The organism is Roseateles oligotrophus (genome assembly GCF_014204525.1).
Classification (GTDB): domain Bacteria; phylum Pseudomonadota; class Gammaproteobacteria; order Burkholderiales; family Burkholderiaceae_C; genus Paucibacter_A; species Paucibacter_A oligotrophus_A.
The window spans coordinates 350,847-377,524 of the sequence record NZ_JACHLP010000001.1; the positions used below are offsets into that span (position 1 = coordinate 350,847).

Sequence of the window (26,678 nt, forward strand, 5' to 3'; positions counted from 1 at the left end):
GCGATGGCAACACGCAAGCAAGCCATGAGCGGCGGCAGCAACGGCAATCGACTGGGTCTGTGGCTGGGCCTGGCCCTGATCATCATCCTGCTGGACCAGTTCACCAAGGTGCTGATCCTGGGGAACTTCCAGTTAGGTGACAGCCGCTACGTCACCAGCTTCTTCAACGTCGTGCGGGTCCACAATCTGGGCGCGGCCTTCAGCTTTCTGCACGACGCGGGCGGCTGGCAGCGCTGGTTCTTTGTCGGCCTGGGCGCGGTGGCCACCATCTTCATCACCGTGATGCTGCGCAAGCATGGCCAGCAGACCCTGTTCGCCACGGCGCTCACGCTGATCCTGGGCGGCGCCATCGGCAATGTGGTGGACCGCCTGCTGCACGGCTATGTGGTGGACTTCATCCAGGTTCACTGGGGCGCGCAGTATTACTTCCCCAGCTTCAATATCGCCGACAGCGCCATCACCGTCGGTGCCGCCCTGCTGATCTGGGACGAGATCCGCCGCGTGCGCCGGGGATAAACCCCGACCCGGCCTCTGGCTGATGGAAAGTCCCGGGGCAGGTGGGCGCATCCCTGCCCTAATCTGCGGGCATGACGCCCCCAGACACCCCTCCGACCCCGGCCCCCGGCGACGCCGAGGCCATTCCGGCGGACAGCGCCTTCGCCATCGAGCTGCGCCCCCTGCGCATGGGCGACCCCCTGCGCTGGTTGCGCGCCGGCTGGCAGGACTTCCTCAAGGCGCCCGCCATCGGCCTGTTCTACGGCCTCAGCTTCACGCTGATGGGCTGGGCCTTGCTGGGCGTGTTCAACCATGCGCCGGTCTACACCCTGGCGCTGTCGGCCGGCTTTTTGCTGCTGGGGCCGCTGCTATGCCTGGGGCTTTACCAGGTCAGCTACCGGCTGGAGGTGGGGGAGACGCCCCGCCTGCTGGACTCCCTCACCGCCTGGCGCCGCCGCAGCGCCCAGCTCGCCATCTTCGGCTTTGTCTTGCTGGTGCTGGAGATGCTATGGGGCCGCGCCGCCCTGGTGGTGTTTGCCGTCAGCTTCAACGGCATGCCGGACTTTGCCGGCTCCATCGCCAAGCTGGCCTCGGCCGAGAACCTCGGCTTCATCGCCGCCTACCTGGCCGTGGGCGGGGTGTTTGCCGGCCTGATCTACGCCGTCAGCGTCATCGCCATGCCCATGCTTTTGCACCGTGAGACGGACGCCATCACCGCCGGCCTGACCAGCCTGCGCCTGGTGCTGACGCAGACCGGCGTGATGCTGCTCTGGGGCGCCTTGCTGACGGTGCTGGTGGTGCTGGCCATGCTGCCCTGGTTTGCCGGCCTCATCGTCGTCGGCCCGGTGGTGGGCCATGCCAGCTGGCATGCTTACCGGCATGCGGTGGTGGACGGCCCAGCCACACCCAGCTGACGCCTGGCTAACGCCCCAGCGCCACAGTACCCTTCTGGACGGGCCACAATGGGGCTCGCAAAGCAGTTGCCCCAGCCCCGTCCTCACTGACGCCCCATGCTTGACTTCTCCTGCCTGACCCATTACGACTGGCTCGACGTGCCCATGTGGGTCTATGACCCCGAGCGGCAGCGCAATCTCTGGGCCAATGCGGCGGCGCTGCGCTTTTGGCATGCCAGCAGTGCGGAGGAGTTTCTCTCGCAGGACCACTCCGACACGACCGAGGCGGTGCGCGAGCGCCTGGCCGTCACCGCGGCCGACCACGCCCAGGAAAAAATCGTGCGCGAGCAATGGACGCTCTACCCCAAGGGCCAGCCGACCACGGCCATGCTGGTCTCGCGGGGCATACTCACGCCGGACCGCCGCCAGGTCATGCTGTTTGCCGCCGACTCCCTGGCCAGCGGTGAGGACAAGGCCATGCTGCGCGGCGTCGAGGCCTTGCAACACACCTCGGTGCGCATTGCCGTCTTCAGCCTGCAGGACGGCAGCCTGCTGATGCGCAACCCGGCAGCCGCCCTGGCTTTCGACGGCCTGCGCAAACACCCCGAGGCGCAACGCCATCACAACGATTTCAGCGCCATCTTTGCCGACCCGGCCGATCTGCGGAAGATCCTGGAACAGATCCAGAGCGGCCAAAGCTTCAAGGACGATCTGGAACTGCTGACCACCCAGGGTCGCTGCTGGCATGGCGTCAATGTGCGCGTCATGCGCGACCCGGTGACGGGCCGGCAGGTCGTGCTGCTCAATGCCCGCGACATTGCCGACCTGAAGGCCAGCCAGGCCGCGCTGGAGGCCGCCCGCGAGGTGGCCGAGGCCGCCAGCCTGGCCAAGAGCAGCTTTCTGGCCAATATGAGCCACGAGATCCGCACCCCCATGAACGGCGTGCTGGGCCTGACCGAGCTGGTGCTGCAGACCGAGCTGAGCGACAAGCAGCGCCGCTTCATCGAGTTGGCCCATAACTCGGCCAAGGGCTTGATGGTCATCATCAACGACTTGCTGGACGTGGCCAAGATCGAGTCCGGCCGGGTCATCATCGAGCAAGCACCCTTCTCTCTGCACGACTGCCTGCGCGAGGCCTTGCACCCCCTGCTGCTGCAGGCGCATGAGAAAGGCATACAGCTCAACGCAAGAGTGCAGCCTGGCGTGCCTCAGCATGTGGTGGGCGACGCCCTGCGCCTGCGCCAGGTGCTGGTCAACCTGGTCGGCAATGCGCTCAAGTTCACCGAGCAGGGCGAGGTGCGGGTCGAGGTGCAGCGGCTGGAAGGCGGCGAGGCCGAGGGCGCTGCGGCGCTCGAGTCGGCCGCCCTCGGCCTGCGCTTTTCGGTGCATGACACCGGCATCGGCATGACGCGCGAGCAGATCGCCCACATCTTCGAGCCCTTCACCCAGGCCGATGGCAGCATCACCCGCCGCTTCGGCGGCACCGGCCTGGGCCTGACCATCGTGCAGCGCCTGGTGCTGCTGATGGGCGGCCAGGTGCAGGTGGAAAGCCAGCCCGGCACCGGCTCCTGCTTCAGCTTTGAAGTGCCCTTGCTGCGTGAACTGAAGCCCGCGGCGGCCTCCGCCGAGCAAGGCAGTTAGACCAGCAAGACGCTGCAGCCTGTCGTCTTGCGCGCCTCCATATCGCGGTGCGCCTGCACCACCTCGGCGAGCGGGTAGCGCTGCTCCACCGGGATCTTGATGGCCCCGCTGCTCACCATGGCAAACAGCTCGTCCGCCATCGCCTGGCTGGCCTCGCGCGTGCTCAGATGGGTGAACAAGGTGGGCCGAGTCACGTAGAGCGAGCCCTTGGCCGCCAACTGGCCCAGATTGAGCGGCGGCACCACGCCCGAGGCATTGCCGAAGCTGGCCAGCAGACCGAAAGGCGCCAGGCTGTTCAGCGAGCCCTCCCAGGTGTCGGCACCCACCGAGTCGTACACCACCTTGACGCCACGGCCCTCGGTCAACTCGCGCACGCGGGCGGCAAAATCGGGCTCGCGGCGGTAGTTGATGACGTGGGCGGCACCGGCCTGCAGAGCCAGCGCGCATTTCTCGTCGGAGCCGGCCGTGCCGATCAGGCGCAGGCCCAGGGCCCTGGCCCACTGGCAGGCGATCAGGCCCACGCCCCCGGCGGCGGCATGGAAAAGCACCGTGTCACCGGCCTGCAAGCCGCCTTGCGGCAGGGTGCGGCGCAGCAGGTACTGGGCCGTCAGGCCCTTGAGCATCATGGCCGCGCCCGTTTCAAAATCGATGTTGTCGGGCAGCTTGCAGACCGAGCGGGCCGGCAGCACCCGCGCCGTGGCATAGGCGCCGGGCGGCGGGCTGGCATAGGCCACGCGGTCGCCCACGGCCAGGTGCATAACGCCCTCGCCCACCGCCTCCACCACGCCCGAGCCCTCCATGCCCAAGCCGGCCGGCATGGGCAGGGGGTAGCTGCCGTTGCGGTGATAGATGTCGATGTAGTTGAGCCCGCAGGCCTTGTGGCGCACCCGCACTTCGCCCGCTCCGGGCATGCCGGTTTCCACCGCCTGCAACTGCATCTGCTCGGGGCCGCCGGGGGCCTTGATGCACACGACTTGCTCGGTCGAGGTCCAGGTACTGGTCATGGCTGGCTACTCCTGCAATCGAAACATGGGGATGAAAAAAACAAGCCCGGATTCGCTGTGTGGGCGAATCCGGGCATGCTGCCAGGCTTTCATAGGCTTTGCCCGCCAGGGGGCAAAAGCGTCACTGCCGAACGCCTCGGAAGGATCCGCCGCCCTGCATGCGCCCGCTGTAACGCCAGGTCCCCGACACAATGCCCGACTGGCCATCGATGCGCCCGGTAAAGAGCGCCGCGCCGGCGGTGCCGTGTGCGGACAGATTCACATTGCCGGAGGCATCGACCTGACCATTGACATTGAACTGGCCGGTTTGCTGCGAATAGCCGCTCCCCGTCACATGCCCGTTATTGCTGACGATCACGTCAAAAGTGCCCAGATCGCTGCCCATGAACTTGCCACCGAAATTGCCGAAGATGCCCGGCGGCAACACCGCCTGCACCGGCATCACCGGAGGCGCCGCGCCGTTGCTGGCGCCATTGCCGTCGGCCGGTCCCACCAGGGTGCGCTGCACCCAGCCGCTGAAGTTGGCGGCGTCCACTCGGACAAAACCGTTCTTGACCTCGCCGGTCGCCACCAACTCGTCCGAGCGCTGCAGGGTGGCGAGCACCTTGCTGTCGCGCGAGGGCTGCTCGTAGGCCTTCACATTGGCGATCTTGGCCGCCAGCATCTGGCCGGCCGCCTGCGGCGCTTCGGCCTTGGTGGAGGCGGCCGCATTGGCATCGCCGGCCGCGCTGCTGGTCTTGATCAGCTGGGGCTGGTCGCGGATGGCCAGCACGATCTTGTTGTAGTTGTCCAGCAGGCTGGCCGCCACCATCTTGCCTTCGGGCGTCTTGGTATAGCCGCCCAAAGCACCGGCCGCGCCGCCGCCAAAGGCCCAGCCGCCGATGCCGAAATCGGTCTTGGTCGCCTTGCCCTCGGCCGCGGCGACCTGGATGCTGGAACGCACATCGGCCACCATCAAGCTGGTCGACGCTTCCTTGAACTTGAGGCCGCCGGCGATGGCGCCCAGCACACCCAGGCGGCCGAACAGCGCGCCGCCAATGCCGCCGGTGTCGGACGAGCCCACCTGCACATTGGGAGTCATGACGAAGTCGGCCGCCTGCATCTGGCCCTTGCCGACATTGGATTCATCGCGCAGCTCGCCGCTCTGGCCCAGCGCGCGTTCCTGCTGCAGGTTTTGCATGGCCACGCCGCGCTCCACCACATCGAAGCAGCCCGATTGCTGGATCATCATGCGCAGCAGGGCCGAGGGCGAGCCCAGGCCGTATTGCGAGAGATGGGTCCAGCCGATCTGCGGCTCCACCACGGCCATCACGCCCAGCTTTTTGCTGCACTTCTCTACCGTGGAGGAGGTCTCCTGGGCCAGCACATGGCTGCTGAAGGCAGCCAGCACAAGAGCGGCGGTAGCGGCGATCTGAAACGACTTGTTCATCATCTAAGGCATCTTTCTTTTCAAAGCCTGGGTCTGGCGGCGATTGTGCCAAAGCCCGGCCTCGAATCTGCCGCTGATCCGGTCTCCCCCCAAAGGAGGGACGAGGCCACCGCCAAGGTCCGGCGGCCCTTCAAACCCCCATCCACGCAGTCAGCGCCAACGCGTCAACAACCAGACCCCGCCCATCACCAGCAAGGTGCCGGCCGCCACCCAGGGCGTGAAGGGCTCGCCCAGAATCAGCACGCCCATCAGGATCGTCGACATGGGGCCAATCATGCCGGTCTGCGCCGCCATCGTCGCGCCGACCCGCTCGATCGCCATCATCACCATCAAGACCGGCGCAAAAGTGCAGGCCGTGGCATTCAGCACCGACAGCCAGATCACCTCGGGCGCCAGCGCCTGCAAGCCGCTCAGCGGCCGCAGCAGGAAGAACTGGCCTATGCACAGCAGGCAGGCCACCGTGGTGGCCAGGCCGGTCAGGCGCATGGCGCCCAGGCGCTTGACCTCCTCGCCGCTGAAGACGAGATAGAGCGCATAGCTGATCGCACTGCCAAACACCAGGGCCGCGCCCAGCAGCACATCGCTGCCCTGCAGACGCAGCTCCTGGCCGAACACCAGCAGCACGCCGGCATAGCTCACCGCCAGCGCGATCAATTGCCGCCCGGTGACGCGGCGCTTGAACAGCAGCCAGCCCAGGAACAGGACGATGGTGGGGTTGAGATAGAGGATCAGGCGCTCGAAGCTCGCGCTGACATAGGCCAGGCCGGCGAAGTCCAGATAGCTGGCCAGGTAATAGCCCGAAAAACCCAGGCCCAGCACCACCCGCCAGTCCCGCCCCGTCAGCGGCGGCTTGCCCCGCCCGGCCCACCAGGCCAGGATGAGGAATAAGGGCAGCGCAAACACCATGCGCAACATGATCAGGGTGACGGCATCGACGCCGTGACGATAGGCCAGCTTGACGATGATGGCCTTGCCCGAGAAGGCAATCGCCCCGCAAGTCGCCAGCAAAAGGCCGGGCCAGAGGGCTTTATTGGGAGCAGATGACATTGCTCCGCATTTTAGAGATCGCACCCTGGCCCTGCCGGGCCAGGGCCTTCGTCAATCGGCAATCAAGCCGTCTGCGGCAGCAGGGGCGCGCCCAGCAGACGCTGCATCAGCTCGCGCACCGAGCGGATCTCGGCCCCAAAAGGCAGGGCCCCGGCGCCGCGGAAGAACAAGCCCTTGGCCCGGTCACCGCGCAGGGCGGCGGCCAGCTGGTTGTCGATACAGAACTGGCCCCAGTCCTTGAAGCCATCGCGCAAGCCGCATTGGGCCAGGCAGTCAAAGGCCTTGGTGCAGCGGTTCTTGGCATGGGCCACCGCCTGCAGCTTGGGCACGGCGCGCAGATAGTTGCGCAGCCAGGGCGTGGCCACGGCGCGGGCCGGCAGGCCGGCCACGCTGGTGAACTCGACCAGGTCTTCGTCCCGCGCCTCGGCCAGCACGCGCTTGAACGCCAGATCGGCATCGCATTCGGTGGTGACGGCAAACGGCGTGCCCAGCTGCACGCCGGCCGCGCCCAGGGCTTGCAGGCGCTGGATGTCCTCGAAGCTGCGCACGCCGCCGGCGGCGATCAGCGGGATCTGGCCGGCGATGCCGGCCTTCTCGAAGTAAGTCAGGCACTCGGGGATGACGCGCTCGAAATCGAAGCGCGGGTCGTTCAGGTCCGCAACCTTGGCCGCGCCCAGATGGCCGCCGGCCAGGCGCGGGTGCTCGATCACGATGGCATCGGGCAGGCGCTGCTTGCGCTCCCATTTGCGCACGATCAGCTGCACGCCGCGGGCGTCGCTGAGGATGGGGATGAGGGCCGCCTCGGGGTGCTCGGCCGCCAGCTCGGGCAAGTCCAGCGGCAGGCCGGCGCCCACCACCACGGCTTCGATGCCGGCCTCCAGCGCCCGCTTCACCGACGGGGCGTACTCGGACACCGCCCGCATCACATTCAGGGCCACCAGGCCGCGGCCGCCGCTGCGCTCGCGGGCACCCTGCACCTCGCGCTCCAGCGCCGTCAGATTGACCTCGTCGATCAAGGCCTTGGCCGCGGGGCCGGCGCTGCAGCCCTCGGTGCGATCCATCAGATCGGGGTGGTGGCGGCGCAGGTCCACCGAGCTCAGCGTGCCCACCCCGCCCAGGGCCGCCACGCCGCCGGCCAGGCGCTGGGCACTGACCCCCACGCCCATGCCGCCCTGCACGATGGGCAGCAAGCGCCGCCCGCGAATCAGCAGCGGCGCCAGGCCGCTGCGCTCGAACAAGGGGGCCAGATCGGGGTCGATGATGCTCTGTGTCATAGCTCGCTAACTCGCTGAAGGCAGCGCAACGGACGCACGCCGGCCTCGGGAAATTGCCAAACCGCCACCGTAAACCCTGCCCATCGGGTAATAGTTGACAAATATCAGGCCCGCGTTGAATGGCCCGCATTTTTCCCCTTGTCAGCCGCCTGCAACAGCCGATAGCCCGGGTGTCAAGGGTAACGGTCAACTCAAAAAATAACGGCCAACTTGAAGGCATACTCAATCTCGCCGCCGGCTCGGGGCGCGAATGACGAGGCATCCAGGTTCGGGCCCACCAAGCTTTGACCCCAGAGCGGCAATGCTGAGAAAAAAAGCCGCGCAGAAGGACTTCGATGAGATACCACGACAATATCGCCCGCAGCACCGAGCATTTACGCGCAGCGCTGCCCCTGATGACTCGCCAACGCGCGGCCCTGCATCCGATCAGCTACGCCGTCTGGTACGAATTCGTCAGCGCCATCAACCCGCCCCTGAGCCAGGCCGTGCTCAAACACACGGCCCAGGGCGCCACTCTGGACGAGGCGCAGACCTGGGCCCTCTACCGCGAACACATCGGCGAAAGCCTCAGCAGCAGCGATGCCGAAGAATCCAGGCGGCTCAGCGAGGGCCTGGTGCGGGTGCTGGACACCATGGCCGCCTCGGCCGCGGAGGCGGGCCAGGAAACCGCCCGCTTCGACAACTCCCTGAACAATTGGGTGGAACAGCTGCTGAGCAGCCCCAGCCAGCAGACCCACCAGGATGTGCTGCAGGAGCTGCTCAACGGCACGCGCGAGATCCGCGGCGCCATGGCGGTCTTGCAAAGCCAGCTGGCGCAAAGCCGCCACGAAATCTCCACCCTGCGCGACGAGGTGCAGAAGGCCCGCAGCGAGGCCTTGACCGATGCGCTCACCGGCCTGGCCAATCGGCGCGCCTTTGACCAGCAGCTCAGCGCCTGCATGAGCAACAGCCCGGCCCAAGCCCAGCAAGAAGCGCCCTGCCTGGTGCTGGGCGATATCGACTTCTTCAAACGCATCAACGACAGCTTTGGCCACGGCTTTGGCGACCAGGTCTTGCGCATCGTCGCGCAAACGCTCAAGAACGTGGCGGCCGACCAGGCCCTGGCCGCCCGCGTGGGTGGCGAAGAATTCGCCCTGCTGCTGCCCACCGCCAGCCTCGGCCAGGCCCAGCTGCTGGCCGAAAAGCTGCGCAGCACGGTGGCGGCCGGCCGCATACGCCGGGGCAATGTGGCCCAGGACATCGAACGCGTCACCATCTCCATGGGCGTGACCCAATGGCAGCGCGGCGAGAGCGCCAACAGCTTTTACGAGCGGGCCGACCGCGCGCTCTACGCCTCCAAGCACGGCGGTCGCAACTGCGTGACCGTGCTGGAAGCGCAGGCCGCCTGAGCGTGTTGACGGCCCCGATGAACTCACCCTGCGGCCAGCAAACGGCCTTGCAGCAACACATGACCCAGGGCGATGCTTGCACCTACACTGCGAGCATCGTGTTTCATGGGTTAATGTGTTCGCCATGACGCCTTATCTGCTCAGACCGACTCACAGCGCCAAACACCCGATCAGCCGCCGCGGCAGCAGCCGCGCGCGCGGCAGCCTGCGTCAAGGCCGAGGGAACTGAGCGATGCGGATGCGCCCGTCGCTGCGATTCGCCGTCGTGCTGGCCCTCTTGCTGGGCCTGCTGGTGCCGACCACCCTGGTCCTGCTTTACGACGCCCAACGCACCCGCCGCATCGCGCTGGACGATCTGCGCCGCGACCTCGCCCGCACCACCGAGGTGATGGCGCTCTCGCTGGCCGAACCGGTCTGGCAGGTCTCGCCCGATCTGGCCGAGCCCATGATCAAGGCCCAGTTCGACGACCCGCGCTTTGTCTCGGTGCTGGTGAAGGAACCCGCCACGGCCGAGCCCTTCCAGCAGCACAGCCGCCGGCAAGCCCCCGACGAGCAAGACCTGACCCTGGCCGAAACCCGCGCCGTCATGCGCGACGGCCGCCAGATCGCCTCGCTGACGGTGGAGATGAGCGCCGCGCCGCTGCTGGAGATCAAACATGCGGAGATGCTGCGCACCGTCTGGCGCAGCCTGGCCACGCTGACCTTCTCCCTGGTGCTGATCCTGGCCGTGATGCAGCGCCGCGTGCTGCGCCCCATGACCCAGCTGACCCAGGCCGCCGAGGCGCTGGCGGCCGGCCAGCTGGACAAGCCGCTCAATCTGGGCGGTAGCGACGAGATCGCCCGCGTGGGCTCGGCCATGGAGCGCATGCGCTGCTCCCTGCTGGAGGCGTTCGAAGCCCTGCGCCTGCATGCCAACACCCTGGAGGACCAGGTCGAGCAGCGCACCGTCGAGCTGACCAGCGCCAACGACGATTTGCTGCAGGCCCTGGGGCATTTGAAGACCGCCCAGCACGAGCTGGTGGAGTCCGAGAAGCTGGCCTCGCTGGGCCGCCTGGTGGCCGGCGTGGCGCATGAGCTGAACACGCCGCTGGGCAATTCGCTGACCGTGGTGTCCTCGCTGGAGGACCGCTACCGCCGCCTGGAAGAAATGCTGAACAACAGCACGCCGATGCGGCGCAGCCTGCTGGAAGAGCTGGTGCGCGACACCCGCCGCGGCCAGGACATCTTGCAGCGCAATGTGCAGAAAGCAGCCGATCTGGTGCGCGACTTCAAGCAGGTGGCCATCGACCAGACCACCGACCTGCGCCGCGAGTTCGATCTGGCCCAGGTGGTGGAGGACGTGCTGGTGATGGTGGAGCCCAGCTTCAAGCACACGCCCTATCTGATCAAAGAAGCGCTGAGCAAGGGCATCATGATGAATAGCTACCCCGGCTCCCTGGGCCAGGTGCTGACCAATCTGCTGATCAATGCCTTGGTCCATGGCTTCGAGGGCTGCAAGAGCGGCGAGGTCGAGGTGCGCTGCGAGCGCCTCAGCATCACCGAGGTCGAGTTGAGCATCAGCGACAACGGCATCGGCATGGACGAGTCGGTGCGCCGCCGCATCTTCGACCCCTTCTTCACCACCAAGCTGGGCACCGGCGGCTCCGGCCTGGGCATGCACATCGTGCACAACATCGTCACCCATGTGCTGGGGGGGCAGATCGAGGTTTTCAGCAGCCCCGGCAATGGGGCCCGCATGGTGATACGCATGCCTTGCGTCGCCCCCCAGCGCAGCACGACCAGCGACGTGCTGGGCTGATACCACACCCCCTGCGCCGGCGCCGTCACGCACCGTCACACAAGCGGCACAGGGCCTGCACTGACAGGCCGCCAGGCTTGGCCAAAAATGACTTCATCGCGGCAAGAAGGCGATCCCAAGCCCGGGAGCCCTTCTGCAGCGAAGCCAAATCCATGGCAAACAGTCAATGAAAGGCCAAACCATGAACAAGAACATCATCACCCCGATCGCCGCCATCGCCCTCGCTCTGGGCAGCGCCGGCGCCGCCTTTGCCGCCGGCGGCACGGGCGCCGACAACAAGGGGTTTTACGTCGGTGTGGACCTCGGCCAGTCGCGCAATGACCTGAGCAGCCCGACCAGCCCCGCCCTGCGCCTGGACAAGACCGACACCGCCTACGGCATCTTCGGCGGCTACCAGTTCAACAAATACTTCGCCACCGAGCTGAGCGTGCACAAGCTGGGCCAGCAGCGCATCGGCGACAGCGACGCCAAGACCTCGGCCTACTCGCTGGACGCCATCGGCCGCCTGCCGGTGAACGACAAGTTCAGCGTCTACGGCCGCCTGGGCGGCGCGCACTACGAGCGCGATTTCTCGGGCCTGGACGGCGCCGGCAACAAGATCTCCACCGGCTTCAAGGTGGGCTTGGGCGTCGACTACGCCATCAACAAGGACTGGGCGCTGCGCACCGAGCTGACGCGCTACAACAATCTGCCCGATCTGGGCACTTACGGTCGCACCATGGACAGCTGGAATGTGGGTGTGAGCTACCGCTTCTAAGCCATCCGCAAGGCCCATCCGGCGCTCCTCTCGGAGCGCCTTTTTTTACATCGAAGCGGCCGAGGCCGGCGCGCTGGCCGCAGGCGCGGCTTGGCTGGCTGCGGGCTCGGCGGCATGGCCGGCCACATCGTGCTTCTCGCCGCTCATATCGATATCCCCCCCGCTCTTCATCAAGATGAACATGGCCAGGGCGGCAAAGGCAAAGAAGCCGACAAGCAATTTCCACATGATGCGCATCCTCCAGACGATTTGAATGAGAGCGCATTGTTGGAGGCTTTGCTGACACCGGGCTTAGAACCGTAAGCTCAGCTCGCCGAAGCAAACTTCATGATCCAGCGTCTGCAGATCGATGCGCAACCTGGCCTCGTGCGCGCCGGCTCGCCAGCTCAAGCGCAACTCGTGCGCGGCCGATTCGTGCAGCTGGAACTCACCGCCAAAGGCCGGGCACTCGTTGCGCAGCCGTATCAGCTGCAAGAGCTTTTGCACCACCGGGCGCTGCAGCTCGCTGGCAATCTCGTCCGCCGAATAGCGGTGGCGATTGATGTCCCGCCCGACGCCGCTGCGCGCCAGCAAATCCATATCGTTGTGGCCGGCCAGCAGGCCCACGTAGTAAACCTGGGGCACGCCGGGCAGGAAGAACTGCAGGGCGCGCGCCAGCAGATAGCTGCGCTCGTCCCGGCCCATCGCGTCGAAGAAGCTGCAGTTGACCTGGTAGAGGTCGAGATTCGAGGCTGCCGCCCCGGTGGCCTGGCGGCTCTGGCCCCGGCTGTTGGCGTGGATGCGCTCGACCAGGGCGTCCAGCTCGGCCGGCGGCACCAGGCCGGGTGAGCCGGCGCGGTCGGCACTGTCGGCGCCGATGTCGATGATGCCGATGCCGTCATGCGTGTCCAGCACATTGAGGGCGTTGCAGGGGCGCTGCCTAATCCATTGCTTGAGCGGCTCGGCCGTCTGGAAGAAAAAGGCATGCAGGGCCAGCGGCGGCAGGGCGAAGTCGTAAACCCAGTCCACCCGCGCGGCGATCTCGATCTGGCGCCTGTAGTAGGCATGGACCTCCACCAGCACCTCGATGCCCAGAGCCCGCGCCTGGGCGGCGAACCCGGCGATGAACTCGAAGGTCTCGGCCATCATGAAGCAGGACTCGCCCGCCTTCTTGATCGCATAGCCGGCCGCGTCCAGCCGGATCATGCGTATGCCCGCCTCGGCAAAGCGCTGCAGAATCGCCGCCAGATAGGCCTGGCCCTCGGGGTGGCGCACATCGATGTCCAGTTGCTGCGGGGTGAAGGTGGTCCAGAGAATCTTCTTCTGCCCGTTCTTCAAGGTGATGGGGCGCAGCGGCAGGCCCGGCCGCGGCCGGTAGACCTTGAGCAACTGGGCCTCGCTGGCGCCCAGCGGGAAGACCGAATCCAGGCTCAGAAACAGGCCGGCATAGCGCGAGCCATCGCCCTTCTCCGAATAGTCCTGGAACTGCGGTGAATCGGCCGAGACGTGGTTGACGATCACATCGGCCATCACGTCCACATCCTGGCTCAGGGCCTGGATATCGGCCCAATCCCCCAGGCGCGGATCGACCCGGGTGTGGTCGATGGGGTCAAAGCCCGCATCGGCACCATCGATGGGGTAGAAGAAGGGCAGCAGGTGTACGCCGCCGAACAGGCCTTGCAAGGGCCTCTTCAAGAGCCGGCGCAGATCGGCAACGCCGCCACCGCCCAGGCGGTCCACATAGCTGATCAGTTGAACCTTGTTTTGCATGGAAATAGGTCAGTCATTATTTGGTGTTAGCCGCAGGGGTCTTGACCCGCAAGACCGCGAGGGCCGCCAGCACCAGCAAGGCGCCGGCCAGGCGGATGACATTGCCCGGCTGGCCACCCAGCCAGGCCTTGTAGAACATCGGCAGGGTCAGCATCTGGATCAGCATGGGGATGACGATGAATATATTGAAGATGCCCATATACACGCCCGCCCGCTCCGGCGGGATGCTGCCGGCCAAGAGCACATAGGGGTTGCCCATGATGCTGGCCCAGGCCAGGCCCACACCCAGCATGGGCACAAAGAGCAGCCAGGGCTTGCCGATCTCGGGGATGGCCCACATGCCTATGCCCGCCAGCGTCAAACACAGGGCATGGACCTTCTGCGCGCCAAAGCGGCGGGTGAAGGGCAGCATGGCAAAGGCGGCGAAGAAGGCGACGAAGTTGTAGAAGCCGCCGATCTGCCCATTCAGCAGGCTGGCCTCGCGAAAACCGGCCGAACCGGCCTCGCTGGTGGCGAACACGCTGTGCGCCAGCGCCGGCACGATGTAGATCCAGTAACACATCATGCCGTACCACTGGAACAGCTTCATCCACCAGAGCTGGCGCATGGTGGGCGGCATCTCCCTGAAGGCCTCGGCGATCTCGCCCAGGGTGGCTTTGAGACCGCGCGGTTTGGCCGTCAGCAAGGCTTTTTCTTCGACGCTCAGCGGCAGCTCCGGCACCTTGAACACCGACCACGCCACCGTGCTGAAGGACAGCAAGGCCCCCACCATAAAGGCCACGACGGTGACCTGGGGGATGTGGCTGGCGTTGAGCGCATCGCGATCCATGCCCAGCCAGACCATGATGGAAGGCGTCAGATAGGCCAGGGTCTGGGCCAGGCCGGTGAAGGCGCTTTGCGTCAGAAAGCCCTGCGCATGCTGGGCCTCGTCCAGCCGGTCGCTGACATAGGCCCGGTAGGGCTCCATGGTGACGTTGTTGGCGGCGTCGAGTATCCACAAGAGGCCGGCGGCGAACCACAGCGTGGGGCTGCTGGGCATCAGGAACAGGCCCAGGCTGCACAGCAGCGCACCGATCAAGAAATAAGGCGTGCGCCGGCCCCAGCGGCTGACCGTGCGGTCGCTCATGGCGCCGATGAGGGGCTGCACCAGCAAGCCCGTCAGCGGCCCGGCCAGCCACAGCAGGGGCAGGCTGGCCTCGTCGGCGCCCAGGTATTGGTAGATGGGGCTCATATTGCTTTGCTGCAGGCCGAAGCTGAACTGAATGCCGAAGAAGCCGACATTCATATTCACGATCTGCCAGAAGCTCAGGCGGGGTTTGCTTGCATTCATCGCGACAGCGCTCCACTCGCTACACCCCAGGGCGTGAAGAAGCCATCATCGGCCGGGATGGGGCCACGCACGCCGCAAATGGCGGCGGCGTAGCGGTTGGCCAGGGCCAGGGCGGCTGCGATGGGCTGGCCGGCCAGCAGAGCGGCCAGCAGCATGGCGCTGAAGGCGTCGCCCGCGCCCACCGTGTCCACCAGCGCGGGCAAGACCTGACCCTCGCCCTCGCCTTCCACCTGCCCTTGCGCGTTGAACAGCACATAACCCGCCGAGCCCCGGGTGAGGATCAGCCCTTGCAGATCGAAGCGGGCCATCAGGTTTTGCACCGCCGGCGCGCCAAACCAGGAGAACAGCTGACTCAATTCCTGCTCATTGACCTTGAGCCAATCGGCCCGCCGCAAGCTCTGCTCGGCCAGCTCGGGCGAGCTGCTGCCTTCGCGCAGATTGAGGTCCAGATAGCGTACAGCGCCCAACTCGCCGGCCCGCTCGGCCAGGGCTTGCACGGTGGCCCGCGCGGGCTCGGCGCGCTGGGCCAGGCTGCCGAAGTAGAAGAAGCGAGGGCGCAGCGCTTCGAGCCGGGCCAGGGCCGGGGCCAGCGCCAGCGCGTCCCAGGCGGAGGGGCCGTGAATGGTGAAGGCATGGTCGGCGCCGGCCTGCTCGGTCACCGTGACCCGGCCGCTGGGCAACTCGTCATCGACTTGCAGCCCCGTCTCGTCAAGGCCGAAGCGGCGCAGGCTTTGCAGGATCAAGCGGCCGGCCGCGTCGTCCGCGCCCAGGCGGCTCACCAGCGTGATAGCCCGGCCCCCCAGGGCCGCCAGCGAGCGCGCCACATTGAAGGGCGCGCCCCCGGCGACCGGGCCGTCGTGGAACTCATCCACCAAGGCTTCGCCCACCAGCATCACGCCAGCCGGTTCTTGATGCACAGGGCTCATGGGCTTCAGAAGCTGTACTTGAGGCCAGCACGCAGGCTGCGGCCGTTGAAGGCCCGCGCCGCATGGCCGTCACCCTCGATCTCGGTATAGGCCAGGGTGTTGAAGAGATTGTTGGCCGATAGCGAGAGTTGCAGCTTGTCATTGAACTGGTAGTTCACAAAGGCGTTGACGATGGTGTAGGCCGGCATGGTGATGGTGTTGGCATCGTCGCCATAGGACTTGCCCGAGCCGATCAGGGCCGCGCCCACATCCACGGCGCCAAAGCTGTAGCTGGGCGAGAGCTGGTAGACGAAATCGGCCTGGCGGCGCGGCTTCTTGCCCACCGTGGCGGCGTCGTTCGAGGCCTTGATCTTGGCGTCGGTGAAGGTGGCGCCGGCGGCCAGGCGGAACTCGCCCAGTTGGTAGGCCGCCTCCAACTCCAGGCCGCTGGCCTCGTACTTATTGGCCGTGAACCTCTGCGTCGTCACCTCGTAATTGCTCTCCTTGCTGCGGGCATTGAAGAAGGTGGCAAACAGGCTCAGGCCTTGGCTGCGCCACTTCAGGCCAGCCTCCACCTGGTCGATCTCGTTGACGCTGATAGGCACCGAGCCATCGAGGGGGTTGCCGTAGAGCAGGCGGTCGGCGCTGAAAGACACGCCGTTGCTGAGCCGGGCAAAGGCCGCCAGATCCTTGTTGAAGGCGTAGTTGGCGCCCAGGGAGTAGGAGGTGTGGGCAACCTTGTAGTCCACATTCTTCTTGCTGGCGACGTCCCAGACCTTGTTGCTGTTGTCGCCGCTAAGAGTGTAGCCGCGGGCCTTTTGCTCGTCGCGGCGCAGGCTGCCGTCCAGGCTCAAAGCGCCCAGCTCGACGGTGGCGGCGGCATAGGGCGAGGTCTGGGTGTAGTCGACCTTGAAGGTCCGGGTGCAGCAGCCGCCCCAGGTCTGCCAGCCCGTTGCCACGGGCAGTGAGGAGGGCTTGCCGTTGGCATCCACCACCTGCGGGTTCTCGCCGTCCATGCTCAAGTTGTACTGATTCCAGAACCAGGTCTGGGCCACCGTCTGCCGGCCGTAGAACAGGCCACCGACCAGGGTCGTCTTGAAGCCATTGCCCTGGAAAGCCTTGCTCACTTTCAGGTCGTTGAAGGTGTTGTCCAGATTGTCCAGCGAGGTGTTGAACAAGGTGCCGGTGAAGAATTTGTTAGCACCGTTATTGCCGTTATCAGCCGGGAACATCGCGATGAAGCGGCCCGAGTTACTGGTCTTGCGGAACTTTTCTTCCACCTGAAAGCCGGCCAGGTCCAGCCCCGCCTCGAAGCCAATCGCCGTGCTCTTGACGCGCAAGCCGTCGCGCGGGTCGCTGCTGGTGGTGCCGCCATCCTTGTTGAAGGTCTGGTCGGCCGGCAGGCCAGGCGCGATGAAGAAGGCGGTGCGCGGGTCGATGCCGGGAATGGTGTTGATCTTGCCCTTGCTGACCGTGACCGGCACCGGCATGAAGGAAGGCGTCTTGTCGTTCAGCGCCTTCAGGCTCAGGCGCACATAGCCGGCGTCGAATTTTTGCGTGAGATTGGCCTTGATCTGCCCGCCCTTCTCCACATCCTGGCCGGTCGGCCGGCCGCCCTCGCCCACGCGCTGGAAGCCGCCGATGTGGAAGCTGGTGCCATTCCCCAGGCTGCCGCCGTAGTCGGCGTCCACGCGCCACAGCTTGCGGTCCAGGCCGGCCGTCAGGCCTATCGTGCCGCCCTGCTCCTTGCCGGTCTTGCTGATGAAGTTGATGAGGCCGCCGGGCGAGTTGGAGGCCAGGGTGGAGGCCGAGCCGCCGCGCAGCACCTCCAGCCTCTCGGTGTTGAAGTCGGCCCGCAGGAACTGGTCCGAGGTGCCGAAGGCGATGTCGCCGAACAGCAGCAGGGGCAGGCCGTCCTCCTGGATCTGCACATAGCGCGAGCCGCCGGCCGACAGCGGCACGCCGCGCACGGTGATATTGGCATTGCCCTCGCCGCCGCTGGACTCCGAGCGCAGGCCCGGCACCGAGCGCAGCAGCTCCGCCGCATTGGTGGCGCCGGTCTTGGTGAGCTGCTCGGCGTCCAGGCTGCTGACCGACAGGCTTTGCTTCATCTTGCTCGTGCGGGTGGAGGCCCCCGTCACCACCACCTGGTCCAGCTTGAGGGCGTCGCGTGGCGCCTCGGCCGCCGCAGCAGCTTCTTGCGCCTGAGCCTGGCTCAGCGCCAGGCAGGCCAGGGTCAAGGCGGTGGCGCGCAGAACAGGGGAGCGCAGCTGTTTTTGTGAGGGCATGGTTTGTCTCCGTGGGCAGTGATGAGGCTTGGCGCTCGTACGGCGCGGCGGGGGCGGAACGGAATTCAGACGGCTGGGCCGTGCCGGGATTGTGGAAGTCATCGAAAGTTTTTGCAATCGATTGCAACTAAGCAGATACCCGTATTTCTGCGCATCGATTGCAACCACCGTTTCCCGCGCCTGTCTGGCCAAAGGACTGGGCCAAAGGGCTGATGCGGGGCGGCTGGCGCAGCCCTATATTTTTTGCATGAGCCCTGCTCCGGCAAGGCTGAAGTCATAACCCGCCAGGAGAACGGCATGTCCACACATCCAAGCGCCATGAAGAATCTGCTGCTGCTGACTCTAACTGCCTATCTGGGCGGCTGCGCCAGCCAGCTTTCGCCGCAGCGCTATTCCGAGGGGCTGCTGACGAAGCAAGGCGGCGTCTGCGGTGACAGAGCGTCAAAGTCGCTCCAGCAGGCCTTGCGCTGCACCGAGGATTTGCAGCGCCAATACGTCACGGCCCAGCGCGATCTGTCGGAGATCTCGCCCCAGCTCAGCAACGGGCTGATCGCCTGGACCGGCCTGACCCTGCTGAGCGCCACCGTCAACCCGCACGTCAAGGATTTGGCCGCCATGGGCATCGTCGGCTCCACCGCCTATGCCATGGGCAGCCGAGCCCCGGCCTCGGCCCGCATCAAGGTGTTTGCGGCCGGCGTGGATGCGCTGAACTGCGCCGTCAGGGCCGTGGCGCCCTTGCTGCCGGTGGCCGAGCATGAGGGCGTGCTGGGGCAGCCGGTGGAAGGAACATTGCGAGGCGACCTGGCCCTGGCCGTGCAGGCAAAAACCGATTTGCAGGCCGAGCTGGGCAGGCTGGCCTATCTGAACCAGGACAGAACCCTCGCACCGGCGCAGGCCCAGTCCCTGCGCAAGGGCAGTTGCAAAGAACAAAGGCGGACATGCACTCCGCTGGAATCAGGCGGCAAGGACGACCAGGCCAACTTCGCCGCCAACTGCAAGGCCAAGCAGGCGAGCTGGGACCAGCGCTGTGGCGACAAAATCGTGCCGGCCAAGCCCGCCCAGGTCGAGCTTCCGCATGAGCGGACCGCCAGCACCTTCAAGCTCGCCCGGTGGCAGGTCAAGGAGTCCGAGGCCAACATCCAGCAGGCCCGCGTGCTGGCCCAGGCGCTGGCTGTCGCCGGCAACCTGCTCTGGAGCAAGACGCTGGAGATTCAGAACGCCGTTGGCCTGGAGGTGCAAAAAACCGAGCCCGAGCCCGACAAGGTGTTCGCCAGCATGGGCAATCTGAGCAGTGTGGCCTTGAAAATCAACCCGGGCGATGGCGGCAACAAGGGCAAGCCCGAAGGGGAAGATGCCTTGCTGAAACCAGGTGAGTTCCGCAGCAGCAAGCCGCCCACCGAACTGGCGGCGCTGAACGACAAGGTCAGCGCCGCCCGGGAACGCAGCGACGCCCTGCAAGCCTGGCTGCTGGCCGGCGCTGACTCGGCCAAGGTCGCCAGCAGCCTGGGCGGCTGCAAGCTAGGCGCCCTGGTGGTCAGCCTGAACCCGCCGGCCGGCAAGGACGAAAACGGTGGCGAGCCACCGCCCAACAAACCCGCTGCGCCCTACACGACGCTGCCCGCCGCCGTGCTGGACGGCCTGGGCGGGCTGAAGGCAGACGCCGACCCCAAGACCATTGCCAGCCGCATCAAGCAATGCCAGCAGTCGCTCAGCCAAAGTCCGACCGGCCAGATCGCGCCCGGCGACGCGACCGAGCAGGGCGTGTTGGCGGGCGCCTGCAAGAAACTGAACTGGGACTTCTGAGAAGACAGGAGGCGATCCCCATGAACATCCCGCCCGCACTGCTGCGCATCCGCCACCAACTGCGCCAGCTCATGGCCGGCCCCGCGGACGCCGCCAAACTGGCCCGCCGCATCGGCCTGCATGAAGACGCGCTCGCCCATCTGCTGCAAGTGCGCTGCGCCGTCCAGCCCTCGGACGGGCCGCACCAGCTCGGCCTGGGCCTGGCCGCCGCGTGCCCGGCCCCGGCCATGCCCCACTATCTGCTGGACCCACTGGACGGCAGCCGCGTGCCGGTGCGCAGCCAGCGCTGCAGGCGCGGCCGACTGCAAGCCGCGTGGATACGCAGCCAGAACAGCCAGAGCGGCCGAACAGTCGGCAGCCTGGGCGGCCTGCTGGTACAGCGCCAATCGCCAAACCTGCAATTCGCACTGACCGCCGGCCATGTGCTGGCGGGCGATCCGAGTTGCAAGACCAGCGACACCGTGGACTTCTACCCCGACCCGTCCCCGCAACTGAGCTGCCAGGGCCGGCTCTACGGCTGGGGGCCTGACTTCGTCCGGCCCAGCCAGGACAACCGGCTCGACGCCGCCGTCGCCAGCATTGGGCCCGAGCAGGTGCAGCAATTGCTCAGGCAAGGCTGGCAGCTCCCGATCGGCGCTGCGCCCGTGCCCTGGCATGAGACCTTGCAACTGCGCACCCGCAGCCGGCATTTGCCCGCCCAGGCGCGGGCCACCAATCTGTGCCAAATGGGCAGGGACGATGGCATGCCTGATTACTGCATCGTCGATGGCCTGGAGTACCAGGTGGATGACGGCACCGATGCCGGCGACAGCGGTGCCCCCATCTGGGACTCCCGAGGCCGCTGGGTGGCCATGCACGTAGGGGCCATCGAGGGCGGGAGCAAGAGCGGCGCCAATGCCATCGCCCTCCCCCTGGGCCGGGTGCTGGACTGGTGGTCGGCCGAGGTGCTGACGCAAGCCCATCTGGCTGCGCCCTCAAGCCCCCGCCCGGCCACCCTGCCCCCCGCCCCCCCCCGCCCCCTTGCCGCCCACCAAACAAGCCGATGTACTCGCCCGCACGATCTGGGGCGAAGCCGGCGGCGAGGCCGAGCCCGAGGCGGCCATGCGGGCCGTGGCCTGCGTGGTGCTGAACCGGGTCAAACGGCAAACCTACTGGGGAAAAACGATTGCCGAGGTCTGCCGCAAGCCCTACCAGTTCAGCTGCTGGAACAGCGGCAGCACCCGCCTGCCCGCCATGCGCGCGGCCGACGCCCGCACGCCCAACTTCACGCTGGCCTGCCAGATCGCCCAGCTGGCTGTGCAGGACCAACTGCCCGACAGCACCCAGGCCGCCACCCATTTCTACGCCCCCAAGCTGGTGGCCCCGCCGCGCTGGGCCCAGGGCCGCGCCAGTTGCGCGCGCATCGGCGGCCACCTCTTCTTCAACAACATCCCCTGACGAGGCGAGTCAATCATGGACACAAGAATGTTGGACGTGGTGATCGGCCTGGTGCTGGTCTTTGCCCTCACCAGCCTGCTGGTCACCGCCTGGCAGGAGGCCCTGGCCTCCTTGAAGAACAGCCGGGGGGAGAACCTGCAAAAAGCCGTCACCTCGCTGCTGGGCGATGACGCCGCCTTCGCCGGCCGCCTGATGAGCCACCCCTTGCTGCTGTCGCTGGCGATGGAGCGGCCGGGCAAGACCCAGCGCTCGCCCTCCTACATCTCGCCCGATGTGTTCGTCAACGCCTTGCTGGCTCAGCTGACGAGCGACTACACCGGCGGCCTGCGGCCCGCCACCCCGGCCGACCTGGTGGCCCATCTGCAGCAAAAGCTGCCGCCCGGGCAACAAAAATTCGGCGCCAGCCTGGCCGCCCTGCTGCCCGGCGCCGAGCAGGACTGGTCAGCTTATGAAACCCGTTTGGCCGCCTGGTTCAATGCCGTGGGCGAACGCTCCATCGGCTGGTTCAAGCGCGGCACACAGGCGCAGATGTTCGCGGCCGGCCTGGTGGTGGCGGCGGCCGTGAATATCAATCCCATCCTCATCACCCAGGCCCTGTGGTCGGACGCTGCGCTGCGCAAATCCGTCGCGGCCCAGGCCGAGCTGGCCGTGCAGGCCTATCAAAAGGAAACCGGCCTGGGCGAAGCCAAGCCTGCACCCACCGACAAGGCCGCACCCGTGCTGCAACTGGCAAGCAGCCGCCAGGCCACGCTGGACCTGATCGAGGCCCTGCTGAAACCCGCCAACGCCCAGGGCCTGCCGGCAGCCACCGAGGCGGATGACTTGCTGCGCAGCAGCTACAAGATGAAGGAATTACTCAACCCAGAGAGACCCGCCAGCCTGGCCGAGTTGCAGCACCAGGTGGACAAGCTGGGGGCGCAATTGAAGGGCTCCGGCCTCGATCAGCATGCGGCCACCGCCGCCCTGGTCAAGACGCTGCAAGGCCGCATCCAGGCCCTGAGCCCGGCCGACGCTGCCGCCAGCGCCGTGCTGGCCAGCGCCTGCTCGCCCAAGCTCAGCGCCGAGGACCACCACCTCTGCGCCCAGGATGAGCTGAAGAAGAAGCTGGAAGGCCTGGGCCTGCCGCTGGGTTGGGCGCAGGCCGGCCTGCCCACCGTATGGGCCACGCATTGCAATGGCGGCTTGCCCGCCGGCACGTTCAAGGCCCCCGACTGCACGCCGGGCGAAAAAATGGCCGAGGCCGCCTGGTGGGGCAATCTGCTGCTGGCCCTCGCGGGCTGGTTGGGCACGGCCATGGCCGTCACCCTGGGCGCGCCTTTCTGGTTCGACCTGCTGGGCCGGCTGGTGAAGATTCGCGGTGCCGGTGGCAAGCCCGACGAGGCAGGCAGTACGGGCGCAGCCGCGCCCAGCACCCTGAGCAAGAGCGAGGCCCCACCCGCAGTCGGTGCCGGCGGCCCGACCCAGGAGGCCAGCGACGACGCCCTGAACGATGACGAGCGCAAATTAACGCCCATCCAGATCGGCACCCTGCAAAAACGCCTGCGCATGGCCGCCAGCGACATCTCGCTGCGCCTGGACATCAAGACCCGCGACGCCATCAAGGCCTGGCAGACCCAAGCCTTTGGCCAGGGCGACGGCCTCTTGAACGCCCAGCAAATCCAGCAATTGCTGAGCGCCGATTTCGACCCGCAGGACGACGGCTATCTCGGCTGAACAAAGGAGAACATCATGAGCACCCCACTGGCCGACTACACGGCCGCACCGCAGCAACTCAAGGTACGCGCCAAGCTGAATCTGCGCGTCGGCCCCAGCACGGCGACGACCCGCGTCGGCCGCGCCCGGCCGGGCGAGGTGCTCAGCGCCGACCAGTTGCTGGACGCCGAGCCCTATCTGAACAGCAGCCACTGGTACCGCCAGACCGGCACGGGTTTCCTCTTCTGGGCCGGCGGCGTGGAGCCCGGCAGCGCGGCCAGACCGGCGCCGCCTCTGAGCATGGTCGTCAACCAGCGCAGCGATGGCAGTATCCAGCCGCTGAGCGAGGCCAAGATCAAACTCATCTTCGGCGACTTCAGTTTTGCCCCAGCCACGCCGGCCGGCGCCGTCCAAATCACCACACCGGGCTGGCTGGCCGCCCATCTGGCGAGCTTCAGCCACCCGGTGCTGGCCGCCGTCCACCCCGCCGCCATCACGCTGCACCAGAAAGCCATCCCCAGCTTCCAGGCCGCCTTCGACGCCATCCAGGCCGCCGGCCTGGCCGATCGCATCCTCAGCTTCAACGGCAGCTTTGTGCCGCGCCACAAGGGCTGGAACCCGGCAAGCGGGCTCAGCGCCCACAGCTGGGGCATCGCCATCGACCTCAACACGGCCTGGAACGGCTATGGCAAGACGCCCGCCCCCTTGGGCAGCCTGGGCAGCGTGCAGGAGTTGCTGCCGCACTTTGCCGCCCAGGGCTTTGCCTGGGGCGGCGACTTCGCCAGCCCCGATGTCGACGGCATGCATTTCGAGCTAGCCCGGCTCGATGTGTAGGATGCGGGGCAATGGAGGGACGGCCATGAAAGTGCTGCTGATCGACGACCACGCCATGTTCCGCGAGGGCATTGCCCTGCTCTTGCGCCCGCTGGTGGCCGAGTTGCAGATCAGCGAGGCCGGCTCCTGCGAGCAGGCCCTGGCGCTGCTGGCCGAGCTGGGCGCGGTGGACCTGGTGTTGATGGACCTGGGCCTGCCCGGCATATCGGGTGTCGAGGGCATTGCCCTGCTGCGCGAACGCTTCCCCGAGACCCCCGTCGTCGCCCTCTCCTCCTCGGACGACAAGGCGACCGTGCTGCGCGCGCTGGACGCGGGCGCCATGGGCTTCATCCCCAAAAGCGCCAACTCGGCCATCCTCATCCAGGCCCTGCGCCTGGTGATGGCCAAGGGCATCTACCTGCCGCCCAGCGTGTTCCTCGGCGGCCGGGACAGCGGCCCGGCAGAAGCCGCCGCCAGCGCGCCGGCCAGCGAGAAAAAGTCGCTGCAAACCTTGGGCCTGAGCCCGCGCCAGATCGAGGTGCTCTACCTGCTGCTACAGGGCAAATCGGCCAAGCTGATCTGCCGCGAGCTGGACTTGTCTGCCAGCACCGTCAAGGCCCACACCTCCTCGGTGCTGCGCGCGCTCAACGTTACGACGCGCACCCAGGCCGTGGTGGCGGCAAGCCGCTTAGGCTTGAGGTTTGACTAGGTCTAACAGCGCCTCCAGCAAGCGCTCGGCCGAGGCCGGCTTGGTCAGCAAGACTGCGCCACAGGCGCGTGCCCGCGCGCGCACCTCATCGCCCACCTCGGCACTCAAAATCAAGGCCGGCAAGCGCTCCCCCGTCAGCTCGCGGATGCGCGCAATGGCCTGGTCGCCTTGCTCGGTCGCCGCGAGATGGAAATCGCTCAGAATCAGCTCGGGCGCGCGCAAATGCCCGGCCAGCAAACGCTCGGCCTCGGCGGCACCGTTGGCGGCCACGCACAACATGCCCCATTGCATGCACAGCGACTGCAGGGTTTCACGGTTATCGCAGTCGTCTTCGATGATCAAGACAAACACCCCCTGCAAAGCCTCCACGCCACCGGCCACCTCCACCACCGGCTGGGCCTGCGCCAGGCGGGAAGGCAGGGTCGGCAAGGCCGTGGCCAGCGGCAGCAGAACCTCGAACATCGAACCCCGCCCCGGCCAGGAGCGCAGGCTCAGGCGATGATCCAGCAAGGCGGCACTGCGCTTGACGATGGACAGGCCCAGACCCAGACCCGGGGGCTGGCCGGCCTGGGCGGCGCTGGCCTCGATGCGGTAGAACTCATCGAACACGGCCGCGCGCAAATGCGCCGGTATGCCGCGTCCGCTGTCCCAGACCTGCACCGCCAACTGCTGCGCACCGCGCCGCCGGCAGCCCAGCACGACGCCGCCACTGGCCGTGTAGCGCAAGGCATTGCTGAGCAGATTGGCCAGCACCGACTCCAGCAAGGCCGGGTCGCTGCGCACCAGGGCGCCCGAGCGGCGCACCCGCAGGCGCAGGCCCTGGGCCTCGGCCTGGGCGGCAAAGGTCTGCTCCAGATGGTTCAGCAAACCGTCCAGCGGGAAGCTCTCCGGCTGCACCTGCACGGCGCCCGCATCCAGTTTGGAAATGTCCAGCAGGCCGCCGAACAAGCCCTCCATCAAGGCCACGCTGGTGTTCAGCTTGTCGGCCAGCTCCATGGCCTGGCGGCCGCGCAAGCGCTCGCGCAGCAGGCCTACCAGCAGGCCTATGGTGTGCATGGGCTGGCGCAAATCATGGCTGGCCGCGGCCAGGAAGCGGGTCTTGGCGGCATTGGCCTGCAAGGCCTCGTCACGCGCCAGACTCAGGGCCTCGGTGCGCTCGGCCACCTTGGCCTCCAGGCCGGCATATGAGGCCTGCAGCTGGCCAGCCATCAGATTGAAATCGCCGGCCAACTGGGCCAGCTCATCCTCGCCCTTGACGGCGATGCGCGAGCTCAAATCACCCTGCGCGATGCGCCCGGCCGCCTCGCGCAGCTGCACGATGGGGCGGGCCAGCTGGCGGGCATACAGGCCCGCCAGCAAGGCCGCCAGGCCACCGCCCAGGCCGAATAACAGCAAGGTTCGGCGCAAGGTGGCAAAGGCCGATTGCAAGGCCTCGGCACGGGGCTGCTCGACGAACACCCGCCAGTCCGGTGAGCGCAAGGCCACGGCGGTGACGATCACCGGCTTGCCGTCGAAGTCGGTCGCGTCCATGGCGGCCAAGCCGCCTGCGGCCCTGGCGGCCTGCACCACCGGCTCGTCGCTCAGCTTCAGCTGCCGCAGCACCTGCGTCGCCTGCGGGTGGGCGATCAGCCGGTCGGCCGCGTCCAGCACATAAACCCGGCCGCCCTCGCCCACCCGCAGGCGCGAGATGCCGTCGGCCAGAAAGCGCAGATGAATCGCCGCCCGGATGACGCCGCTCGCCTCGCCCCGGCCGGCCGCCACGCTCAGGTCCACCATGGGCTCGGCGCCCACGCCGAAATAGCTGGGGCTATAGCCCAGCGCGGGCGCTGCCGAGGCCGGGCCACGCGGGCTGTGGCCCAGACGGTCCAGTTCGCTGCGCGAGGCAAACAAGCGCTCCTGGCCCTGGGCGCCCAAATCGCGCATCTGCATGATGGCCGGGAACAAGCTCATCAGGCGGTGGAACTCCTCGCGCTTTTGCGCCTCGCCAAACCCAGGCGTGCCCCAGGGCAGGCGCGCCACCTGATCCACGCCGTTCTCGATGCCCTGCAAAAACTGCCGGATCTCACGCGCCGCACTCTCGGCCTGCGCCGCCTGCAGGCGCGCCATTTCCGCCCGCGCCTCCTGGAAGGAGAAATACATCTCCGTCGCCCCCGAGACCAGCAACAAGGCCAGCGCAATGCCGGCCACTTGCAGGGCGTAGCGGCGGGCGATGGAGGGGCTGGGCAT

At 67.0% G+C, this 26,678-nt stretch carries 21 protein-coding genes; 11 read left to right on the forward strand and 10 right to left on the reverse strand.

Annotated features, from left to right (window positions below; all coding sequences use genetic code 11):
* Positions 1–3 precede the first annotated feature (3 nt).
* The 3 genes from lspA to HNP55_RS01635 all read left to right on the forward strand — a co-directional run bounded on the left by lspA (position 4) and on the right by HNP55_RS01635 (position 3,029).
* Positions 4–516: a signal peptidase II gene (lspA, locus tag HNP55_RS01625; RefSeq protein WP_184295494.1), complete on the forward strand. Its 513-nt coding sequence runs from the start codon at positions 4–6 to the stop codon at positions 514–516.
* A gap of 71 nt (positions 517–587) precedes the next feature.
* Entirely contained in the window at positions 588–1,409 is an 822-nt protein-coding gene (locus tag HNP55_RS01630; RefSeq protein WP_184295497.1) for a DUF2189 domain-containing protein, read from the forward strand.
* A gap of 96 nt (positions 1,410–1,505) precedes the next feature.
* Entirely contained in the window at positions 1,506–3,029 is a 1,524-nt protein-coding gene (locus tag HNP55_RS01635) for an ATP-binding protein (protein ID WP_184295500.1), read from the forward strand.
* On the opposite strand, the gene HNP55_RS01640 is transcribed toward HNP55_RS01635, so the two are convergent.
* From HNP55_RS01640 to HNP55_RS01655, 4 genes are all read right to left on the reverse strand, one after another.
* Positions 3,026–4,033: a quinone oxidoreductase family protein gene (locus tag HNP55_RS01640; RefSeq protein ID WP_184295502.1), complete on the reverse strand. Its 1,008-nt coding sequence runs from the start codon at positions 4,031–4,033 to the stop codon at positions 3,026–3,028. The two genes, HNP55_RS01635 and HNP55_RS01640, sit on opposite strands and share 4 nt — an antisense overlap.
* Positions 4,034–4,154: 121 nt before the next feature.
* On the reverse strand, positions 4,155–5,462 hold the full coding sequence (locus tag HNP55_RS01645) for a CsgG/HfaB family protein (protein WP_184295505.1): 1,308 nt from the start codon (positions 5,460–5,462) through the stop codon (positions 4,155–4,157).
* 150 nt (positions 5,463–5,612) lie between these two features.
* Positions 5,613–6,509 carry a DMT family transporter gene (locus HNP55_RS01650; protein ID WP_184295508.1) on the reverse strand — a complete coding sequence of 299 codons (897 nt, stop codon included), beginning with the start codon at positions 6,507–6,509 and terminating at the stop codon, positions 5,613–5,615.
* A 62-nt stretch (positions 6,510–6,571) separates the two neighbouring features.
* Entirely contained in the window at positions 6,572–7,783 is a 1,212-nt protein-coding gene (locus tag HNP55_RS01655; RefSeq protein WP_184295511.1) for an NAD(P)H-dependent flavin oxidoreductase, read from the reverse strand.
* 335 nt (positions 7,784–8,118) lie between these two features.
* Here HNP55_RS01655 and HNP55_RS01660 point away from each other — a divergent pair, with 335 nt between their 5' ends.
* From HNP55_RS01660 to HNP55_RS01670, 3 genes are all read left to right on the forward strand, one after another.
* Entirely contained in the window at positions 8,119–9,171 is a 1,053-nt protein-coding gene (locus HNP55_RS01660; RefSeq protein ID WP_184295514.1) for a GGDEF domain-containing protein, read from the forward strand.
* Between the two features lie 232 nt (positions 9,172–9,403).
* The gene (locus HNP55_RS01665; protein WP_184295517.1) at positions 9,404–10,969 is read left to right on the forward strand and encodes a sensor histidine kinase; all 1,566 of its coding nucleotides are present in this window, start codon (positions 9,404–9,406) and stop codon (positions 10,967–10,969) included.
* Positions 10,970–11,150: 181 nt separating this feature from the next.
* Positions 11,151–11,726 (forward strand): outer membrane beta-barrel protein, encoded by a 576-nt coding sequence (locus tag HNP55_RS01670; protein WP_184295520.1) that lies wholly within the window; start codon positions 11,151–11,153, stop codon positions 11,724–11,726.
* A gap of 45 nt (positions 11,727–11,771) precedes the next feature.
* Here the strand turns inward: HNP55_RS01670 and HNP55_RS01675 are convergent, their stop codons facing one another.
* From HNP55_RS01675 to HNP55_RS01695, 5 genes are all read right to left on the reverse strand, one after another.
* Positions 11,772–11,954, reverse strand: a complete 183-nt coding sequence (locus HNP55_RS01675) for a hypothetical protein (protein ID WP_184295523.1) — start codon at positions 11,952–11,954, stop codon at positions 11,772–11,774.
* A 63-nt stretch (positions 11,955–12,017) separates the two neighbouring features.
* A complete protein-coding gene (gene gtfA / locus HNP55_RS01680) occupies positions 12,018–13,475 on the reverse strand; it encodes a sucrose phosphorylase (RefSeq protein ID WP_184295526.1) in 1,458 nt (485 codons plus the stop codon).
* 16 nt (positions 13,476–13,491) lie between these two features.
* A complete protein-coding gene (locus tag HNP55_RS01685; RefSeq protein ID WP_184295529.1) occupies positions 13,492–14,805 on the reverse strand; it encodes an MFS transporter in 1,314 nt (437 codons plus the stop codon).
* Positions 14,802–15,731 (reverse strand): PfkB family carbohydrate kinase, encoded by a 930-nt coding sequence (locus HNP55_RS01690; protein ID WP_184295532.1) that lies wholly within the window; start codon positions 15,729–15,731, stop codon positions 14,802–14,804. Before HNP55_RS01690 ends, HNP55_RS01685 begins: the two co-directional genes overlap by 4 nt.
* 5 nt (positions 15,732–15,736) lie before the next feature.
* Positions 15,737–17,998 carry a TonB-dependent receptor gene (locus HNP55_RS01695; RefSeq protein ID WP_184295535.1) on the reverse strand — a complete coding sequence of 754 codons (2,262 nt, stop codon included), beginning with the start codon at positions 17,996–17,998 and terminating at the stop codon, positions 15,737–15,739.
* 297 nt (positions 17,999–18,295) lie between these two features.
* On the opposite strand from HNP55_RS01695, the gene HNP55_RS01700 reads away from it, so the two are divergent.
* From HNP55_RS01700 to HNP55_RS01720, 5 genes are all read left to right on the forward strand, one after another.
* On the forward strand, positions 18,296–19,801 hold the full coding sequence (locus tag HNP55_RS01700) for a hypothetical protein (protein WP_184295538.1): 1,506 nt from the start codon (positions 18,296–18,298) through the stop codon (positions 19,799–19,801).
* Between the two features lie 1,020 nt (positions 19,802–20,821).
* On the forward strand, positions 20,822–21,238 hold the full coding sequence (locus tag HNP55_RS01705) for a cell wall hydrolase (RefSeq protein WP_184295542.1): 417 nt from the start codon (positions 20,822–20,824) through the stop codon (positions 21,236–21,238).
* Positions 21,239–21,253: 15 nt separating this feature from the next.
* Positions 21,254–22,951 carry a hypothetical protein gene (locus tag HNP55_RS01710; RefSeq protein WP_184295545.1) on the forward strand — a complete coding sequence of 566 codons (1,698 nt, stop codon included), beginning with the start codon at positions 21,254–21,256 and terminating at the stop codon, positions 22,949–22,951.
* Between the two features lie 15 nt (positions 22,952–22,966).
* The gene (locus tag HNP55_RS01715) at positions 22,967–23,764 is read left to right on the forward strand and encodes a M15 family metallopeptidase (RefSeq protein WP_184295548.1); all 798 of its coding nucleotides are present in this window, start codon (positions 22,967–22,969) and stop codon (positions 23,762–23,764) included.
* A gap of 25 nt (positions 23,765–23,789) precedes the next feature.
* A complete protein-coding gene (locus HNP55_RS01720) occupies positions 23,790–24,452 on the forward strand; it encodes a response regulator transcription factor (protein WP_184295550.1) in 663 nt (220 codons plus the stop codon).
* Here HNP55_RS01720 and HNP55_RS01725 read toward each other — a convergent pair.
* A complete protein-coding gene (locus tag HNP55_RS01725; protein WP_184295553.1) occupies positions 24,432–26,678 on the reverse strand; it encodes an ATP-binding protein in 2,247 nt (748 codons plus the stop codon). The genes HNP55_RS01720 and HNP55_RS01725 overlap by 21 nt on opposite strands.

Bases quoted from the DNA above. Each gene is read 5' to 3' on its own strand.
- lspA (WP_184295494.1), top strand. From the start codon at position 4: ATGGCAACACGCAAGCAAGCCATGAGCGGCGGCAGCAACGGCAATCGA.
- HNP55_RS01630 (WP_184295497.1), top strand. From the start codon at position 588: ATGACGCCCCCAGACACCCCTCCGACCCCGGCCCCCGGCGACGCCGAG.
- HNP55_RS01635 (WP_184295500.1), top strand. From the start codon at position 1,506: ATGCTTGACTTCTCCTGCCTGACCCATTACGACTGGCTCGACGTGCCC.
- HNP55_RS01640 (WP_184295502.1), bottom strand. From the start codon at position 4,033: ATGACCAGTACCTGGACCTCGACCGAGCAAGTCGTGTGCATCAAGGCC.
- HNP55_RS01645 (WP_184295505.1), bottom strand. From the start codon at position 5,462: ATGAACAAGTCGTTTCAGATCGCCGCTACCGCCGCTCTTGTGCTGGCT.
- HNP55_RS01650 (WP_184295508.1), bottom strand. From the start codon at position 6,509: ATGTCATCTGCTCCCAATAAAGCCCTCTGGCCCGGCCTTTTGCTGGCG.
- HNP55_RS01655 (WP_184295511.1), bottom strand. From the start codon at position 7,783: ATGACACAGAGCATCATCGACCCCGATCTGGCCCCCTTGTTCGAGCGC.
- HNP55_RS01660 (WP_184295514.1), top strand. From the start codon at position 8,119: ATGAGATACCACGACAATATCGCCCGCAGCACCGAGCATTTACGCGCA.
- HNP55_RS01665 (WP_184295517.1), top strand. From the start codon at position 9,404: ATGCGGATGCGCCCGTCGCTGCGATTCGCCGTCGTGCTGGCCCTCTTG.
- HNP55_RS01670 (WP_184295520.1), top strand. From the start codon at position 11,151: ATGAACAAGAACATCATCACCCCGATCGCCGCCATCGCCCTCGCTCTG.
- HNP55_RS01675 (WP_184295523.1), bottom strand. From the start codon at position 11,954: ATGTGGAAATTGCTTGTCGGCTTCTTTGCCTTTGCCGCCCTGGCCATG.
- gtfA (WP_184295526.1), bottom strand. From the start codon at position 13,475: ATGCAAAACAAGGTTCAACTGATCAGCTATGTGGACCGCCTGGGCGGT.
- HNP55_RS01685 (WP_184295529.1), bottom strand. From the start codon at position 14,805: ATGAATGCAAGCAAACCCCGCCTGAGCTTCTGGCAGATCGTGAATATG.
- HNP55_RS01690 (WP_184295532.1), bottom strand. From the start codon at position 15,731: ATGAGCCCTGTGCATCAAGAACCGGCTGGCGTGATGCTGGTGGGCGAA.
- HNP55_RS01695 (WP_184295535.1), bottom strand. From the start codon at position 17,998: ATGCCCTCACAAAAACAGCTGCGCTCCCCTGTTCTGCGCGCCACCGCC.
- HNP55_RS01700 (WP_184295538.1), top strand. From the start codon at position 18,296: ATGTCCACACATCCAAGCGCCATGAAGAATCTGCTGCTGCTGACTCTA.
- HNP55_RS01710 (WP_184295545.1), top strand. From the start codon at position 21,254: ATGGACACAAGAATGTTGGACGTGGTGATCGGCCTGGTGCTGGTCTTT.
- HNP55_RS01715 (WP_184295548.1), top strand. From the start codon at position 22,967: ATGAGCACCCCACTGGCCGACTACACGGCCGCACCGCAGCAACTCAAG.
- HNP55_RS01720 (WP_184295550.1), top strand. From the start codon at position 23,790: ATGAAAGTGCTGCTGATCGACGACCACGCCATGTTCCGCGAGGGCATT.
- HNP55_RS01725 (WP_184295553.1), bottom strand. From the start codon at position 26,678: ATGCCCAGCCCCTCCATCGCCCGCCGCTACGCCCTGCAAGTGGCCGGC.